The following is a 16,374-nucleotide window of genomic DNA, read 5'->3' as shown; positions in this document are numbered from 1 at the left end:
CTCTCCTGTTCAGGTCTGTGTCGTAATTAACGCGTTATCTGGCGCAATATACCACTAGAACCTATTCGATTTGAAGTGCTTAATAGATTTGTTTACCGAGAGATGACAAAAAAGGCGGCGATCAGTCAAATCGAAAATCGGGGCGGTCAGCGATGCCGGTTTGCCACTGACCGCCTGAACCTTCAAGAGTTGGCGTTAAGGCTTTGAGTCAATGCCGAAAGAAACGCGGCGTTTTCATCGGGCTTGCCGATCGTGACGCGCAAACAATCGGCCAAAACGCCGCCTTGCGGACTCAGATTCTTGATCAGGACGCCCTGCTGTTTGAGGGAGGCAAATAGCGCGTTGGCTCGGCCTGACGGCGTTCTGAACAGGATGAAGTTGGCCGCGCTCGGGTAGGCTGCGATGCCTGCCATCGCATTCAGCTCGGCGAAGACGCGCGCGCGCTCGGCACGGATCAATCGGGTCTGCTGGTCGAACAGGGCTTTATGGTTCAAGGCGAATTCGGCGCTGGCCTGGGTCAGCACATTGATGTTGTAGGGCAGGCGGATTTTGTCCAGTTGCCCGATCAGCTCGGGGCTGCCGCACAGATAGCCGAGCCGCAAACCGGCCAGGCCCAGCTTGGATACCGTGCGCATCACCAACAGATTTTGATGGCGGCCGAGCCTGCCGAGATAGCTCGCTTCCGCGAACGGCTCATAGGCTTCGTCGATCACGACCAGTCCTGGAGCCTGTTCGATGATCGCATCGATCGCGTCCTGATCGAACAGATTGCCGGTCGGATTGTTCGGGTAAGCCAGAAAGATCAGCTTCGGCTGGTGCCGCTCGATCGCACTCAGCATCGCCGGCAAATCGAGCGCAAAGTCCTCCGCCTGCAAAGGCACGCCGATGTAATTCAAGCCCAGGCAATGGCTGAGCTGCTTGTACATCACGAAGCCCGGCTCCGGCGACAACACCGACGAGCCTTGCGGCAGCGCCATCAGCAGCAGCTGGATGATTTCATCGGAGCCGTTGCCGAGCAGCAGCGCGGCGTTTTCATCAAGGCCGTTTAGTCGGTTGATCGTCGCGGACAGACTCCGTGCGCCGGGATCGGGATAACGGTTCAGCGGGCAGGCGCGCAGGCTTTCGAGCCAGCTCGTCTTGATGTCTTCGGGCCATTCGTACGGATTTTCCATCGCATCCAGCTTGATCAAGCCCTCGGCATCGGCAACATGGTAGGCGGACATCGCCAGCACTTCCTGGCGGAAGACGCGGGCAATCAGGTCATTATTATTTGTCATTGGGGTCGGTATTACTACGAATTAGATTGCCCCGACATTGTCCCAGATTCCTCCGCCGATGTCTTGTTTGTCATCGGATTTGGAATCCCTGTGCTGCCGGTTTAGAGATTGATGTAGTAGTTCTACCCAGCAATTGCTTGAGAGACGGCTCCCATTTGCTCAAGGGCCAGCACGAGGACTTCATAGGTAAATTCTGGCGTGACTTTGGCGGGCGAAGCTTTCTTGGGGTTTTTATGCGCCACCCAATCACGGTAGCGCTTGATTTGCTTCATATATCCGATGAGCTCGATCGCGAGCAGCGGCTTGAAGAGATCAATCATCTCGCTCACGCGCCAATACTCTATGCCGGCTTCAACTTTTCGGCATACCGCTTGGTTAAATGCAGACGACGACGTATCAAGCATTTTGCGGCTTTCAGACTCCAAAACGGCAACCATTTCTCTCTCAAATACCGTCCACATCGAAAGAATGGCATGATCATTCACAACGTCCCGACTGGTTTGTATATCTCGCCTGACGACATCAATGGGCATATCCATAAAGCCGGTGCCCTGTAGAGAATCAATGCGTCCTCGCTTCTTTTCCAGTAATGCGACTTCCAAACAATCCAGCGTAACCTGATAGGTACGCCAGATTTCAGCAATGGCGTCAGGTACGCTCATAATCGGACACCGCGGCGAGCAAATCAAAAAACAGCGCCTCGTCAAACTTCTTTGCTCGCCCCAGTCGGGTACTTTCTATCCAATACCAACCGGTTTCGTTTATGTCCCTGTAAAAATATTTTTTTCGAACTTCCGTCATCACACCGTCAACCAATTCGCTTTGCGTTATATAGGGACCGCCTTTTTTCATATAACTGATGACCTCCCTGTTTATCATGCCAATTAAATCTACTCGGCCATAGGATCCCACGATGGAACAGCCCATAGGGACAATCTCGGCGATAGTGCGCCCATCGTCGGTTAACGTCATTTTTTCAGTTTGGTAAGTGCCGTAGTCTTCCTCACTGATTTCTAGAGGCTCTCGGGCAATGCTTAGTCGGCGGTGAACTGACCAGCTTTCAATATCGATGAGTAAACTTGCAACGTTTTGCAAGTATGCCTTCAGCAGGTCTTCATTGGTTTCATTCATAGTTGCCTCCTCTTCAGCCACGCTCGGCTTATGTGATTTCATGTAAAGAACACGCCTAGGATCATACAATAAGCCAGTTACAGCGGCCGCATTAATAATTTACTCTAAACCCGATCTCCGCGCCTCTTCCGGCTTCCGGAGCAAAGTTCCTGAGGTAGGACGTCGAATTGCGGATGTTTTGATCGAGCAGGTTGTTGCCCTTCGCAAACAGCATCAGCTTGGCGTCCTTGTAGGCTTTCAGTTGGTAGTTGACGCCGACGTTCAGCAAAAAATAACCGGCGGTGGAGGTTTCGAAGTCGCCGGCATGCGGCTGGTCGTCGGCACGGGTGAAGCGCAGATAGCTCGACAATTTGTCCTGCATATAATCGAGCTGCAAGCCGTAGCGCAGCGGCGGCATGCGCGGCACATCGCTGCCGTTTGCGAATTCGCCGCGCGTGTAGTCGCTGAACAACGTCAGGTCCAACAGGCCATGACGGTTCTCCATCACCGGAAAAATCAGCTTCGCTTCATAGCCTTTGAAGATCGCGTCCTGCTGGCTGCTGACCAATACGGGCACGCAGTCGGTGACACAAGGATTGCCGTCTTCATCGACGAATTCGCCGCTGCGTTGTTGATAGATATAGTCGCCGGCCCAGTTGTGGAACAGATCTAACTCGGCGCGCAGCCAGTCCGATTTGAAGCGGTAGCCCAGATCGAGATTGTAGGAGGTTTCTTCCTGTAAGTTCAGATTGCCGCGCTCGAAGCTGCGGGTCGCGTCGTGGAAGCCGTCAACCAAGAGCTCCTGCACTTGCGGCGCCCGCGACGACCGGGTCAGCGCGAGGTTCAAACTGTTCTTGCCGTCGATTTTCCAATCTGCGGAAGCCGAAGCGCTGACCGGGGTGTAGTCGAACCCCTGCATGGCGTCCGGCCGAATGCCGGTTTGGTCGATGCGGGTGCCGAACCGGTAGGTCACAGGACCCACGTCGAACGCTTCGACCGCGAACACGCTGTAGCTGTTGATCAAGGAATGCGGCACGATCGGCGCGCCGGTCAGTTTTTCAATCGCGTTGAAATCGCTGGCCTGGGCCTGAAAGCCGACCGTGCCGCGCAACGGGCCGAGGTCCTGATGGTCCATTTCGAGCCGGCTTTCGTAGGATTGATTGGTGAAAAACGCCCCGGGTTCGCCGTTCGCGATTTCGGTGTGTTGATAGTCGGTGTAGCCCAGGCGGGCGCGCAGGCTTTTCGCGAAGCGGAACGGATCGCGCAGTTCGCCTTTAAAGTCGTATTTATCCTGCCTGAGCGCGATGCGCACGTTTTCCTCGCCGGTGCCGTCCGGCGCGATGCCGTAATTGTTTTCGAGATGATTGATCGAAGCGCCCGCGAAACCCGGCTCGCCGATCCAGGACAAGCCGGCCGAACCGCTGATCGCCTCCGCGCCGGTGTTGTTCAAATGCCCGTCCGGATTGTCGACGATCGCTAAAGAGGGATCGGTGATCGAGGCCTTGGCCGTATCGATCGCGCTGCCGCCGATGGAGAGATCGTCGCGGTGCCGGTAGAAACCGTCCAGATGGTAGGCGACATGGTCCCGGCCGCCGTCGATCTTCATCGCGGTACTGGTTTCGTCGCTGGTCGAATCGAAGCGCTGTTCGAGCGCGCCGCCGATCGGCTTGTCCGGCATTCGCCCCGGAATCCGGTTGTCGATCACGTTGACCACGCCGCCGATCACGCCGCTGCCGTACATCAGGGTGGCGGGGCCGCGCAGCACTTCGATGCTTTCGGCCAGCAGCGGCTCGACGCTGACCGCGTGGTCCGGGCTGAATGCCGACGCATCGTTGCTGCCGATGCCGTTGCTCAATACCCGCACCCTGGGGCCTGCCTGCCCCCGGATCACCGGGGTGCCGACGCCGGGCCCGAAAGACTGGCTGCTGATGCCCAATTCGTCCTTCAGCGTCTCGCCGATGCTGTGTCCGGTTTTCATCCGCAATTCCTCATCGCTCAATACCTTAACCGGCTGGACAGGGCCCGCCTGCGTCTGTTCTGAAGGCGCGGTGACGACGACTTCATCCAGTATCCCTTCGGGTTCTTCCGCGTGCAGCGTGGCGATCGGCAGACCCGCTCCCAACAAACAGGCGATAACAGACGGATAAATAGCAATTTGATTGATCTGCATGAGGCGTTTTAATGGAATGCAATGTTATATTATAACATAAGCGGGCGACCGGCGAGACCCTCGAAGACGACTCTTTTACCTGCCTGCCTGATTAGGAGTAAGCGTGACAAGGCGGTTTTGATTAGAATAGGCGATTTCATAGCTCAGATGTGACAGGCCGACTCCTGGCTGGTTCCGCAGCGCACGCCAGAAAAATCCGTGACTTTAATTGCGCTCAACAAGACCGACGACAACAACAACCAATGAAGAACGCGACGCGCACCAAATCCCTAAGCTTTAGACTGCTGACCTCCGAAGGCCTGGTGCTGGTGGCCTTTTTCGCGCTGGTCGCCGTGGTGCTTGAGCAAGGCTTTCGCGAAAGTGCCGAGGAAGCCTTGAAGGAACGCTTGCGGATCCAGGTGTACTCCTTATTATCTTCCGCGGAACTGAAGGATAACGGCGAATTATCGGTTTCGCCGAACCTGAACGATCCGCGCTTCACCAATCCGGGTTCGGGCCTCTATGGCTTCATCCAGCAAAGCAATAAAAAACTGGTCTGGAGTTCGCCTTCCGCGATCGGCCTCGACCCGCCGCCCCTCCCCGAGATAGCGCCGGGCGAATCGGCGTTCACCCTGGAAAAACGCAACCGCTATGCGTTTCATTACCGAGTCATTTGGCAGAATGTGGCCGGCATCGAGCGCGAATACATGTTTACCGTCGTCGAAGACGGCGATTTTGTCGCGCAGCAGGTGAAGCGCTTTACTGTGACCTTGAGGGCGTGGCTGCTGGTGATCGGCGTGGTGCTGCTCTTGATCCAGTTTTCGCTGCTGCGCTGGAGCTTGAAGCCGCTGCGCCGAATCGTCAGGGACCTGGAGGCGATCGAAAAAGGCAAGCGCCTGCGCCTGGATCATTATTATGCGACCGAACTGCAGGGGCTCGCGAGCAATCTGAACGCCTTCATCAACAGCGAGCGCGCGCACCTGGAGCGCTACCGCAATACGCTGGCCGATCTCGCGCACAGCCTGAAGACGCCGCTGGCGATCCTGCACGGCTGCGCGCAGTCCTTTCAAGGCAATCAGGACGCCGTGATCGAACAGCTGACCCACATGGACAAGATCATCGAGTACCAGCTGCAGCGCGCGGCCGCGAAAGGCGAGACCAAGACCGTCGGCACCTCCGACGTGACCGAGATCATCCGCAAAACGGCCGCCTCGCTGGCCAAGGTGCATCTGGACAAGGGCATCGTTTTCGACCTGAATATGCCGGAGTCGAGCCCGGTGTATTACGAGGAAGGCGACCTCTACGAAATCATCGGCAATCTGCTCGACAATGCCAGCAAATGGTGCCGGAAAACGGTCCGGGTCAATGTCGTGCTGAACCAGCGTAAAAACCGCCGCAATTACGGCGTATTCCTGTTGATCGAAGACGACGGCCCCGGCATTCCGCAGCAAAAGCTCAGCGAAATATTGAAACGCGGCGTCAGGGCCGACGAGAACATTCACGGACATGGCATCGGCATGGCGGTCGTGAACGACTTGATCGAGCTGTTGGGCGGCAAGCTGGAAGGCGTGCCGAGCAAGACCCTGGGCGGGATGAGCTGGAGCGTGTATTTGCCGTAAGCTCCTCGATTGCGGCCGGCATGTCCGGCTATTCGCTAACGACCTCCTCCAAAAAGCGCGCTTGTTTCGGAATCTTGTCCCGCTTTGGAGCGGTCGTGATTTCCCGGCCGCGTTTTGGGTCAAACCGGTAACTTTCGCTGATTTTGATCCCGGTCAAAAAATTGAAACTTTCTTTATAGCCGGTTCCCACGGCGCCGTCGCCATACCTGACATCCTCCCCGATCAGCACGAAGCGGCGGGATTTTGCATCGTAACGAAAGCGCCAGGTTTGGTCTTCAAACTCTCTGGAACCGGTCAACTGGCTCACGATCAGGATGCCTTTCTTGATTTCGACGCCGGCGCTTTCCTTGACGCCGCCGCAGGTGACACAGACGAGAAGATTCGCCTGACTGCCGCCCGGCAAAAACTTTCCTTTCTCGCCGCTAACCAGTACCAGCAGGACGCGCTGACTCTCCGCAAGCGCATCCGGCGCAGCAGGTTTTTGCACCAAAACCTCCGCCCTATCGGCGACCCCGTCGCCATTCAAGTCGCCATCGGCCCGGTCCGCCACCATCCAGCCTTCCGGCGTAAAATCGTCAAACACGCGGCCTTCGCGCGGCAGTTTACCCGGATCGAAGGCGGCATCGCTAGCCGATGCCGCGCTGCCAAGCGCGAACAGTAACAGGAAGAAGGACAGTGGCAAACCAATGGATCGATACATGATGCTGACTCCAGGGAGACGAAGACCTCAATAAGCGCGATTGACTCTAACGCTCATAGTGCGTTACATTTAAAGCAAGTTAACCTGCTGGACAAAGCTTCCGACAACCCTCAAGGCGCCGAAGATGCACAGGCCTGGCCGACCAGGATTTCGGCCGCCTGGCGCGCCGCCGTCATCGCCCCAGAATCGCGCTGCATCTGTTCGGCGATGATCGCGCCGGAAATCAGCAGGCTCAATTGCCGGGCCAGCAAGTCGGGCTGCCTTGCCTCTGCCGCCGCCGCCAATTCGACGAGGCACTGGCGGAATTGGTCATAAAAATCGGCGGAGGCCTGTTTGAAGGCCTCTTCATCGGCGGACGCTTCAGTTGCTGCATTGATGAACGGACAGCCGCGAAAGCCGTCCAGCATCAACAACTCCCCAAAAACATCGAAAACGGCCAGCAAGCGGTCTTTCGGCAGGGATGCGCGTTCCGCGATGCCGGTCATGATCCGCTCGCGCATTACCTCGGCGCTTTTTTGCAAATGCGCCAGCACCAGATCGTGTTTGGAAGGGAAATAGTGGTACAGGCTCATTTTGGTGGTGCCCGCCGCCTTCACGATCGCATCGATGCCGGTCGCACGGATGCCCTGGCGGTAAAAAAGTTCGGACGCAGCCTGCAGGATGCGTTCTTTGAGAGTGCTGGTCATAGCTCAAACGTTACAAAATAATTTGCAACTATACCGACCGGTCTGTATTATTGCAAACGACTGACCGGTCAGTCTACTTCAATGCAGTCATCAACCTGGAGATCGAAACATGATTACCTTATACGGCTTTGCACTCAGCAACTATTACAACAAGACCAAACTGGCCCTGCTCGAAAAAGGCATTCCTTTCAACGAAGAACTGTTGGCGCCGTCCCAGGATGCGGCGGTGTTAAAGCGCTCGCCGCTGGGCAAGATTCCATTCATCAAGACCCAACAGGGTTATCTGTCCGAATCGCAGGCGATTCTCGAATATCTCGAAGATGCCTTTCCCGAGCATCCTTTGTATCCGGCCGATGCCTTCGAACGCGCCAAATGCAGGGAGTTCATCCAGCATCTGGAATTGAATATCGAACTGATCGCCCGCAGGCTTTATCCGGAAGTATTTTTCGGCGCGTCGGTGTCGGCCGAAACCAAGGACGAAGTCAGGAAAAAAGTCGAGGCGGGCCTGCAAGGCCTGGGGCGTCTGTCGAGTTTTACACCTTATGCGATCGGCGCCAATTTCGGCGCGGCCGACATCGTCGCCTGGCTGCATCTGGGCATCATTGCGATTGCGACGCAAAAAATTTATGGCGAGGATCTGGTCGCAGCCCATGTGCCGGGCGTGGCGGATTATTTCAAGCGCCTCGAAAGCCGGCCTTGCGTGAAGCAGGTCGCGGAAGGCCGGGATGCGGCGGTTCAGGCCTTTTTCGCGCAAAAAAAATAGGCCGGCTCACCAGAACAGGTCCATCTGGCCGCCCACCGGCGGCCGGAACAGGCTCAGATTGAAATCGGACGCGCCGGGAAATACCAGCCGTTTATAGGCCAGCTTAAAGCGCTGGCCGAGCAGATCGGCGTAGGCTCCGGTGCCGGTCATGCGCGCGCCGAAGGCCGAATCGTAGGCCTTGCCTCCGCGCGCCTCGAATATCCGCTGCAGCACGCGCTCGGCCTTCAACGGTTCATGCGTGCGCAGCCACTCTGCAAACAGATCGTGCAGTTCCAGCGGCAGGCGCAGCAGCACATAACCCGCATAGACCGCGCCAGCCTTACGGCTCTCTGTCAATATTTTTTCGAGTTCCTCGTCGTTCAGCATCGGAATCAAAAAAGTTACACAACAAGCTGGTGAGAGGAGTCTCAATTATTTTTTGATTGCTCTCTGAGTTAGAGCATGGTTGGGTTTGTGCCGATTGCCACGAAATTCCCTGCAAACTTGCCCACTGACTGGTTCTCGTACTCAAGGACGGAGGACACCGAAATTCTAGCACGGCCTCTGCGCAAGAGGGTGCGCAGGAAAACCTCCCAAGCTTCTGGCTGAGTAATAAACGAGCACGCGGTAAACGTGCCGTAGATTGGCCGCTCATAGCTCATGCTATTGCTCTGGATCACGATGCTGCTAGCGATGCCATCGCTCTTCAGGCGGACATGTATGATTGACCATGCTGCAAGAATCGCTACGGCTGAGGCGCTGCCGCCGAATACGGATTCGGTGTGATTGATGTTGGGCGCCAAAGGGGCGCTCAGAATCACCCTTTCCTCCTCCGCTTCGATGACCCTGATTTGCATGGCCTGTGAGAGCGGTATCTGTTCATGCAGGTACTGCTCAAGCACTCTTGGGTTCATTGGCATCGCCTTTTTATATTTATCGTTAATCCAAGCAGACGGTATTTGGCATAAGTGCTTGCTTATTTTTATTTCGTTGCTACCGCGTAAATGACGTTCGTCTCGATTGCATTCACCTTTTCTTCAACAAGACGTGACAGATTTGTCCGGCGCACACGTTCCAAGGTATCCGTATTCAGTTGCTCAAGCGTTCCCCGATAGCCGCTGCCCATGGCTATCTTCCACCAGTCATCGGGCATATTCAATGGATGCGTTCCGGTTTCGGCGAGGATGTCGACGGTTTTCACATTGGCCTCCGCAAGCATTGCGCTGAGACCGTCCGGTTCTGATATTCGATCCCAAGGATTGAAACCCCGGTTCAAATCGGGACACTCATTATGGATGGCGTCCCAGAAAGCGCCGTTGGCCGGCTCGAACAAGTTCGGCCCCCACGTGGTAATCGCCAGCCGCCCGCCGGGCTTCACCATGCGCCATAACTCCCTGACTGCTTCGGTCATGTCCGGCACAAAGAAAATACCGAAAACGCAGACAACGGCATCGAAGCTGTCATCGGGATAGCCCAGAGCCAACATGTCGCCGACGCGGAACTCGATGTTTTGCAAGCTTCTCGCTTCCGCTTTGGCTCTGGCCAAGTCAATCAGGCGCTCGGCAAGGTCGGCAGCAATGACATGTCCGTCCACACCGACCCTTTCCGCCGCTGGCAATGCTGATCCACCACTACCGGAACAAACATCCAGCACGCGTTCACCCGGTCGCAAATTGATTCGTTCGACGGTCCGCTGACCGAAGCGATGCCAGAAGGAACTAACCGGATGATCGAAGTGATCGGCGGCGGCATTGTAGGCCATCGCGGCTTTAGCTTTGGCGGCTTCTAGATCACTCATGATTTTTTTACTGTCTGTAGTCATTTTCTATGATTGTGGGAACAACGGTTATTAGGCTCGCAATGGCAAGGCCAAAACGACGGTTTTACTCCAACCAGCCCGTCAGTGATCCCCTTTTCTCCCCCCGTAGAGCAAGCGGCTGATCAAAAGGGCGGTGAAGGCGCTAGCCCCCAAGTCATCGGCGTTATGCCGACATTAAAGAGCAATATCGGTGCGGTGGTGGCACAGGTTATTTGTACCGTTCCGTGAACAATCCGTAATCACCCTTCGACGAACTTCGTAGGGAGATCAAATCTGTTCATCGGTACATGTCCGTCTCATCCTATGAGACTCGGACGTAGAGCGAGCGTCGCTAATGTAATACCCAGTACAGGGACAGTGAGAACAACACCCTCCTTGAAGTAATAACCCCAAGTGATCATCACGCCTTTGCGCGCAAATACATGCAGCCAAAGCAAAGTTGCTAGCGAACCGATGGGGATAATCTTCGGCCCCAGGTTGCAGCCGATTACGTTGGCGTAAATCATCGCGTCCTTTACCATGCCCACTGCATGAGTTGCATCAATGGAAAGCGCTCCCACCAGAACCGTCGGCATGTTGTTCATGACAGAGGAAAGCAGCGCAGTGAGCATACCCGTTCCAAACGCGGCGCCCCATACACCACCCTGCGCAAAACAGTATCCTAAGCCTGTGGATGGATGAGCATGCGAAGGCGTTCCACGCCTACCGGCTCTTCTCTCAACAGCGGAACCACCGCATAGCGTTGCGCATGATCACTGGCCACGACGTTAATTTCACGAAGTTCATTCGCGGCTCTATGCCGCAGCAAAGACGATGTGGCCGACGTCGCCGCGATACTATTGTTAATGATCCAGGCCCATGGCTCTATGCCGGCTCGTTTGAGGTCTTCCTTGAGGCTGGCCGCTTCCAGGACCGGTGTTGTTTCCGCCAGGGTAATGATCAGAACCTTGGTCAGTTTCTGATCTTGCAGCCGCATCAACGGCGTGGTGTAGTGCAAGCCCGTGCCGCCCATCTGCCGGCTAATTTCACGATGATAGGCTCCTGTCGCATCGAGTAACAGCAAGGTATGACCGGTCGGCGCCGTGTCCATCACCACAAATTTTTTGCCCGCCTCGCGGATGATCTGTGAGAAAGCCTGGAATACGGCAATTTCCTCGGTGCAAGGGGAGCGTAGGTCTTCTTCCAACAGGGCTCGGCCCTGAGCATCCAGCTTTGCGCCTTTGGTCTCCAAAATATGTTGCCGGTAGCGTTCGGTTTCGACGCGCGGATCGATCCGGCTGACCGTCAGATTGTCCACGGTGCCGTTCAAGGTTTCGCTCAAATGCGCCGCCGGGTCTGAGGTGGTGAGAAGTACCGGCAGTCCGCGTTGGGCCAGTTCTACGGCGATGGCAGCTGCCAGCGTGGTTTTGCCGACACCGCCTTTGCCCATCAGCATAACCAAGCCGTGCCCATCCAGTGCAATGTCATCTACCAAATCCGACAAGACAGGTTCATCGAGTTCAATCGGTGAATCGAGATTCACATGAGCCTCTGGAGGTGTATCGGCCAGCAATTGCCGTAACGCCGCGATCCCGACCAGGTTGAAAGGCTTGAGCATGACGTGATCGCAGGGGAGGTCTCGCAACACCTCCGGGATGGCATGGAGGGCGGATTGTTCGCGTTCGTGAATGGCGGCGGCCAACGGATCGTTTTCCGCTTCGATGCGCGGCAGGATGCCGTTGATGATCAGGTACTGCTGCAACAGCCCAATGGCTGCCAGTTCTTCATGGGTGTGAGCGACTTCCCGCAAGGTCGCCTGCTGAGCGCGGGCCACCAAAATCAAGCGTGTCCGCTCCGCGTCGGCCAAAGCCTCGACTGCAGCTTTGTACTGAGCGCGCTGTTTTTCCAGTCCGGCTAACGGACCCAAACAAGAAGCGTCGCCTTTGCCTTCTTCAAGAAAGCCGCTCCAGGCGCCGGGCAGTTGCAACAGGCGAATGGTATGACCGGTAGGAGCCGTGTCGAACACGATATGGTCGTAGTCGGCGGTCAGTGGCGAGTCGATCAGCAGCGCGGTGAATTCGTCAAACGCCGCGATTTCTGTGGTGCAGGCACCGGACAGTTGTTCCTCGATGCCTTTTACCACCGTTTCCGGCAGCACGCCGCGTACCGGCCCGACGATACGGTCGCGATAGGCTTGGGCGGCAGCCTGGGGATCAATTTCCAGCGCCGCCAAGCCCGGCACATCCGGAATCACCGTAATTTGGTTGCCGATCGTGATGCCAAACACTTGTCCGACATTGGACGCCGGATCGGTACTGACCAGCAGCACGCGGCGGCCGGCATCCGCCAACTGTATCGCCGTGGCGCAGGCAATCGAAGTCTTGCCGACGCCGCCCTTGCCGGTAAAAAACAAAAAGCGCGGCGCTTGGTCGAGAAATTTCATGTCAGCCATGGCGAGAGTCCTAAAAGGTGATTAGCAGCATTTACTGCCGCTGCAGCAACTGGATTCCGCCTTTGCTTCCACCTGGACAATACCGGCCCAACGTGCCAGCTCGCTACGGTTGGGGTAACGGCCGGCCAACGCGACTTCGCCGTCTACCAGAATCAGGGGCAACGCTTCGGCGCCGGAACGCTCCAGAAAGGCTTTTGCGGTGGTGTTTTCGGCGAAGGCCAAAGGTTGCTGGGCCAGATTGAAACGCTCGATCTGGGCACCGTTCTGTTTGGCCCAATCGACATCGGCGGAAAAGTCGACTAATTGTTGATCGACATCCACGCCGCAAACGCCGGTGCTGCAGCACAAGGCAGGGTCAAATACTTGAATGTTGGTCATGAGGTTTCTCTTTAAAGTTTAAGGTAACAGGTTGCCGATGCGGTCCAATTCCGCTTTCAGGCGTTCGTGGTCGTTTTGTAATTCGTTGAGCGGTAGCGCCAGAAAGGTTTCGATGCGATGACGCAGAATACGATAGGCGGTCATAAAGGCCGCGTCGATTTCCTCGTCGCTGCCGGTGGCATGGGCTGGGTCTTCGACGCCCCAATGGCTGCGCAGCACCGGTCCGAGATAAACCGGGCAGGTTTCGTTGGCGGCGTTGCCGCAGACGCTCAGAACGATATCGGGCGTGACCGGCAGATCATTCCAGGATTTGCTGTAATAACCTTCGGTGGCAATACCTTCTCGTGCCAGCAAGGCGAGTGAACGAGGGTGGACTTGCCCCGTGGGTTTGCTGCCTGCGCTCATGGATCGCCAGCCTTCCGGCGCCAAGTGGTTGAAGGTGGCCTCGCCGAGAATGGAACGGCAGGAATTGCCGGTACAAAGAAAAAGCACATTCATAAGTAAGAATCTATTTGATCAGAGGGTGAAGGATTCGTGTCAGTATCACTTAAGACCGATGTTGACTGGCTTTCAAAGCACTGCTCAGGATGGCCGGCACAGCATTCGGCGGTCAGATAAACAATCAGATCCTGCATGACGGTCAGATTGGCGCGATAACGCTGGTAACGGCCTTCTTGGGTGACGCTAACTAAACCGGCATGTGTCATCGCTTTGAGATGAAACGACAGATTAGTCGGTGGCAGGGCCAATAACGAGGAAATCTCTCCGGCGACCAGTCCGGTGGGGGCGTGTTTAACCAATAGGCGGAACACATCCAGACGCACGCCGGAAGCCAGCGATTCAAATAATATTGTTGCAAGTTGCTTATCCATACGACAATTATACAATAATTGTTGAAATATGAGAACGATAGTGACTAACTTTGCGTTAGTAGATCGAAAAATGCCCTGGCTGTTCTAATAAATCTGTTTAATATTTGTTTGGTGGGCGGTGTCGGAGGCGTGGTGGCTGCCGCCAGTGTCCTCGCTTTGCCGGAAGAGCGCAGAAAGGAGCCTCCTGCCTTTACTGCGGAGCTATGCCACGGGAACCCTCCTAGGCGCCGCTTTTCTCGGGCTGCTTCCAGGCTGAGCACGGTCTTGGCTGCGTCGACGCTCAAGGTGGTCGGCACACGCGCCGGCAATTCATCGAGACTGCCCCAGCCGTCGTCGAACGCTTCGCGCGTTTCGGCTTCGAAGCGCCCGCTGCGATTGCTCAAGGCGCCGCGGCCCTTGCGGACTTGCGGCGGGAGAGGTTTAGGGTCGCCGTTATCACGCATCAACTCAACTCAGCGAAATCAACCGATAAAATAATCAGACACGGGCTTTTTCGGCAAAGCGCCCGTGCCGGACTGATATAATAACGATTTGCATGGGAGTTTGCCGTGTTATGTCTAATCCTGTCGTCATCGAGGCCGCCTGAATGAGAGTAACCCAAGCCGCGCTTGAAAAAGTGATCCGCGATGCGGGCGCCATCGGCATGAAGTTTTTTAATGACCGCAAAAACATGGCGGTGAACAAGAAGGCCGCGCGCGATTTCGTGACCGAAGCCGATGTCGCGATCGAGGCGTTTTTGAAGGAAACCCTGACCCGCGAATACCCCGAATACGGCTTCTGGGGCGAGGAAAGCGGGCAAAGCGCCGATCAAGCGAGCCGCTGGATCGTCGATCCGATCGACGGCACGCATTCGTTTAAGAAGGGGCAATATGGCTGGTCGGTCAGCATCGCGCTCGAAATCGACGGCGACATTGTGCTCGGCGCGGTGTACGCGCCGGTGTTCAACGATCTCTATATCGCCGAAAAAGGCCAGGGCGCATTCAAGAATGGCGAGCGCATTGCGGTCTCGGACGAAACCGAACTCGGCGATGCGATGATCGCGACCGGCTTCGCTTGTCTCCGCAACTACTTGACCGACAATAACCTCGAACGCTTCTGCCGTATCGCCCAGCGCACGACCGGCCAGCGCCGCTTCTGCTCCGCCGCGCTCGATCTGTGCTTCGTTGCGGAAGGCCAGGTCGATGCGTTCTGGGAACAGGAGCTGAACCTGTACGATGTCGCCGCCGGCGCGTTGATCGTGCAGGAAGCCGGCGGCACGCTGACAGACTTCAAGGGCAATCCGGGATTGTTTCCGAAGCAAATCCTGGCGACCAACGGCAAGATTTTCGCGCAAATTTTACCGCTGATGTAGGCCGAAGACCTGCCGGGTTTTAAACACCCGGCAGGTCTCGCTCAAGCGATGGCCTGGCTCGGGTAGGAGATTTCGAGCACGATGCACTCGACATCGGTGTGAAAAGGCCCGTGCAGCTCGCCGGGCGGGCGGCTGGCATAGTCTCCCGTCGCGAGCCAGCAGTCGAAAGCCTTGTCATGTTGCCGTATTCTTCGCCATTTGTTAATGCCGGTTAAAAGTGTTGAAGCATTCCTATATACTATGCCTTTTGCCTGCGGCACGGAAGGCCTTCGAAAGCGGCGTTTTTTGAAGCATTTTTCCTGCCGGGCCTTTCAATCCAACCTGATTTTTCATGACTCAACAAGCGATCGATATTCCCTCTTCTTCCCTTAACGACATTTTCAGCGCACCGTTTCTGCTCGGCAACGTCGGCGCCCCCTTCGTGATCGGCATGGCGGTCGGTTATTTTGCGAAGAAAATGCTGAAAACCGCACTGTTCATCGGCGGCGGTTTGGTCGTGCTGATGTTGGCGGGAGAACATTACGGCATCATCACGATCAATGGCGCGCAACTGGAGCATGTCGCGGATGCGGCGACGCAGGCCGCCAAGAGTTCGGGCAATTTCCTGGTCGACCGCCTGTCGACAATCACGACTCGGAGCGTTAGTGCGGTCGCAGGGCTTTCGCTGGGATTTAAGCTAGGTTGAAAGTTGAGCAGTTGACATCGAGCGCGACCCTCCATTATGATGTGCCGAGTCTGAGTGATTTACCGTTGCTTATCTCTACGCAGTTCCTTGTCTATTGCTTGTCCTGTTTATCATAAGTGATTCGCGTTATTCCCCCAGCTCTACCCGCTCTTTTCTTTACAGCAATTTTTCATTTTTATTTTTTAGGACATACACAATGGCAACTGGTACCGTAAAATGGTTTAACTCAGAAAAAGGCTTTGGCTTCATTCAACAAGAATCAGGCCCAGACGTATTCGTACACTTCCGCAATATCGTCGGCTCAGGCTACAAGTCTCTGGACGAAGGCCAAAAGGTAAAATTCAACATTACCCAAGGCCAAAAAGGTCCACAAGCAGAAGAAGTCACTCCTATCTGATTTCTCTGTGCGGATTGCAGGCCGGCAAGGCCTGCAATCCATCACGCCGCTCTTGCGCAGGCCGCCTCAGGCCGCTTCCCTCTCGATCCCGATGCCGCATTTCGCGGCCGAAATGCCTCTCCGCAATGCCCAATGCTAAAATGGCGCCGCGTTAATCC

At 55.9% G+C, this 16,374-nt stretch carries 19 protein-coding genes and 1 pseudogene; 5 read left to right on the top strand and 15 right to left on the bottom strand.

Features of this window, described 5'->3' with window-relative positions:
• Nucleotides 1-182 precede the first annotated feature (182 nt).
• The 4 genes from hisC to METLA_RS0114935 all read right to left on the bottom strand — a co-directional run bounded on the left by hisC (nt 183) and on the right by METLA_RS0114935 (nt 4,557).
• The gene (gene hisC / locus METLA_RS0114950; protein ID WP_024299317.1) at nt 183-1,277 is read right to left on the bottom strand and encodes a histidinol-phosphate transaminase; all 1,095 of its coding nucleotides are present in this window, start codon (nt 1,275-1,277) and stop codon (nt 183-185) included.
• Nucleotides 1,278-1,399: 122 nt separating this feature from the next.
• On the bottom strand, nt 1,400-1,939 hold the full coding sequence (locus METLA_RS0114945) for a hypothetical protein (protein WP_024299316.1): 540 nt from the start codon (nt 1,937-1,939) through the stop codon (nt 1,400-1,402).
• Nucleotides 1,926-2,408 (bottom strand): hypothetical protein, encoded by a 483-nt coding sequence (locus METLA_RS0114940; RefSeq protein WP_152539452.1) that lies wholly within the window; start codon nt 2,406-2,408, stop codon nt 1,926-1,928. Before METLA_RS0114940 ends, METLA_RS0114945 begins: the two co-directional genes overlap by 14 nt.
• 91 nt (nt 2,409-2,499) lie before the next feature.
• On the bottom strand, nt 2,500-4,557 hold the full coding sequence (locus tag METLA_RS0114935) for a TonB-dependent receptor (RefSeq protein ID WP_051459785.1): 2,058 nt from the start codon (nt 4,555-4,557) through the stop codon (nt 2,500-2,502).
• A 242-nt stretch (nt 4,558-4,799) separates the two neighbouring features.
• On the opposite strand from METLA_RS0114935, the gene METLA_RS0114930 reads away from it, so the two are divergent.
• Nucleotides 4,800-6,155 (top strand): ATP-binding protein, encoded by a 1,356-nt coding sequence (locus tag METLA_RS0114930; protein WP_024299313.1) that lies wholly within the window; start codon nt 4,800-4,802, stop codon nt 6,153-6,155.
• Between the two features lie 28 nt (nt 6,156-6,183).
• Here METLA_RS0114930 and METLA_RS0114925 read toward each other — a convergent pair whose 3' ends face one another.
• Both METLA_RS0114925 and METLA_RS0114920 read right to left on the bottom strand, forming a co-directional pair.
• A complete protein-coding gene (locus tag METLA_RS0114925; protein WP_024299312.1) occupies nt 6,184-6,855 on the bottom strand; it encodes a hypothetical protein in 672 nt (223 codons plus the stop codon).
• A gap of 110 nt (nt 6,856-6,965) precedes the next feature.
• Complete coding sequence (locus METLA_RS0114920) at nt 6,966-7,541, bottom strand: TetR/AcrR family transcriptional regulator (protein ID WP_024299311.1); 576 nt, start codon at nt 7,539-7,541, stop codon at nt 6,966-6,968.
• A 109-nt stretch (nt 7,542-7,650) separates the two neighbouring features.
• Here METLA_RS0114920 and METLA_RS0114915 point away from each other — a divergent pair, with 109 nt between their 5' ends.
• Complete coding sequence (locus METLA_RS0114915; RefSeq protein WP_024299310.1) at nt 7,651-8,304, top strand: glutathione S-transferase family protein; 654 nt, start codon at nt 7,651-7,653, stop codon at nt 8,302-8,304.
• Nucleotides 8,305-8,310: 6 nt separating this feature from the next.
• Here the strand turns inward: METLA_RS0114915 and METLA_RS20975 are convergent, their stop codons facing one another.
• The 9 genes and pseudogenes from METLA_RS20975 to METLA_RS23265 all read right to left on the bottom strand — a co-directional run bounded on the left by METLA_RS20975 (nt 8,311) and on the right by METLA_RS23265 (nt 14,226).
• The gene (locus METLA_RS20975) at nt 8,311-8,670 is read right to left on the bottom strand and encodes a radical SAM family protein (RefSeq protein WP_245598806.1); all 360 of its coding nucleotides are present in this window, start codon (nt 8,668-8,670) and stop codon (nt 8,311-8,313) included.
• Nucleotides 8,671-8,738: 68 nt separating this feature from the next.
• A complete protein-coding gene (locus tag METLA_RS0114905; RefSeq protein WP_024299308.1) occupies nt 8,739-9,197 on the bottom strand; it encodes a YiiD C-terminal domain-containing protein in 459 nt (152 codons plus the stop codon).
• Between the two features lie 68 nt (nt 9,198-9,265).
• Nucleotides 9,266-10,105, bottom strand: a complete 840-nt coding sequence (locus tag METLA_RS0114900) for a class I SAM-dependent methyltransferase (RefSeq protein ID WP_245598805.1) — start codon at nt 10,103-10,105, stop codon at nt 9,266-9,268.
• A gap of 293 nt (nt 10,106-10,398) precedes the next feature.
• Nucleotides 10,399-10,740, bottom strand: a pseudogene (locus METLA_RS0114895) (ArsB/NhaD family transporter); the annotation flags it as partial.
• A 23-nt stretch (nt 10,741-10,763) separates the two neighbouring features.
• Nucleotides 10,764-12,533, bottom strand: a complete 1,770-nt coding sequence (arsA, locus tag METLA_RS0114890; RefSeq protein WP_425411753.1) for an arsenical pump-driving ATPase — start codon at nt 12,531-12,533, stop codon at nt 10,764-10,766.
• A gap of 21 nt (nt 12,534-12,554) precedes the next feature.
• The gene (gene arsD / locus METLA_RS0114885; RefSeq protein ID WP_024299304.1) at nt 12,555-12,911 is read right to left on the bottom strand and encodes an arsenite efflux transporter metallochaperone ArsD; all 357 of its coding nucleotides are present in this window, start codon (nt 12,909-12,911) and stop codon (nt 12,555-12,557) included.
• 18 nt (nt 12,912-12,929) lie between these two features.
• Nucleotides 12,930-13,409, bottom strand: coding sequence for an arsenate reductase ArsC (locus METLA_RS0114880; RefSeq protein ID WP_024299303.1), 480 nt, complete (start codon nt 13,407-13,409; stop codon nt 12,930-12,932).
• Entirely contained in the window at nt 13,406-13,783 is a 378-nt protein-coding gene (locus METLA_RS0114875) for an ArsR/SmtB family transcription factor (protein ID WP_024299302.1), read from the bottom strand. The genes METLA_RS0114880 and METLA_RS0114875 overlap by 4 nt, the downstream gene beginning before the upstream one ends.
• A 44-nt stretch (nt 13,784-13,827) precedes the next feature.
• Nucleotides 13,828-14,226 carry a hypothetical protein gene (locus tag METLA_RS23265; protein WP_024299301.1) on the bottom strand — a complete coding sequence of 133 codons (399 nt, stop codon included), beginning with the start codon at nt 14,224-14,226 and terminating at the stop codon, nt 13,828-13,830.
• Nucleotides 14,227-14,369: 143 nt separating this feature from the next.
• Here METLA_RS23265 and METLA_RS0114865 point away from each other — a divergent pair, with 143 nt between their 5' ends.
• The 3 genes from METLA_RS0114865 (at nt 14,370) to METLA_RS0114855 (ending at nt 16,216) form a co-directional block, all read left to right on the top strand.
• Complete coding sequence (locus tag METLA_RS0114865) at nt 14,370-15,134, top strand: inositol monophosphatase family protein (RefSeq protein WP_024299300.1); 765 nt, start codon at nt 14,370-14,372, stop codon at nt 15,132-15,134.
• A gap of 331 nt (nt 15,135-15,465) precedes the next feature.
• A complete protein-coding gene (locus METLA_RS0114860) occupies nt 15,466-15,819 on the top strand; it encodes an FUN14 domain-containing protein (RefSeq protein WP_024299299.1) in 354 nt (117 codons plus the stop codon).
• A gap of 196 nt (nt 15,820-16,015) precedes the next feature.
• Nucleotides 16,016-16,216, top strand: a complete 201-nt coding sequence (locus METLA_RS0114855; protein WP_024299298.1) for a cold-shock protein — start codon at nt 16,016-16,018, stop codon at nt 16,214-16,216.
• The last annotated feature ends 158 nt before the right edge of the window (nt 16,217-16,374 follow it).

Source organism: Methylomicrobium lacus LW14, assembly GCF_000527095.1.
GTDB lineage: Bacteria > Pseudomonadota > Gammaproteobacteria > Methylococcales > Methylomonadaceae > Methylomicrobium > Methylomicrobium lacus.
Note: the sequence above shows the minus strand (reverse complement) of the source record. Positions and strands in the feature narration are given on the sequence as shown.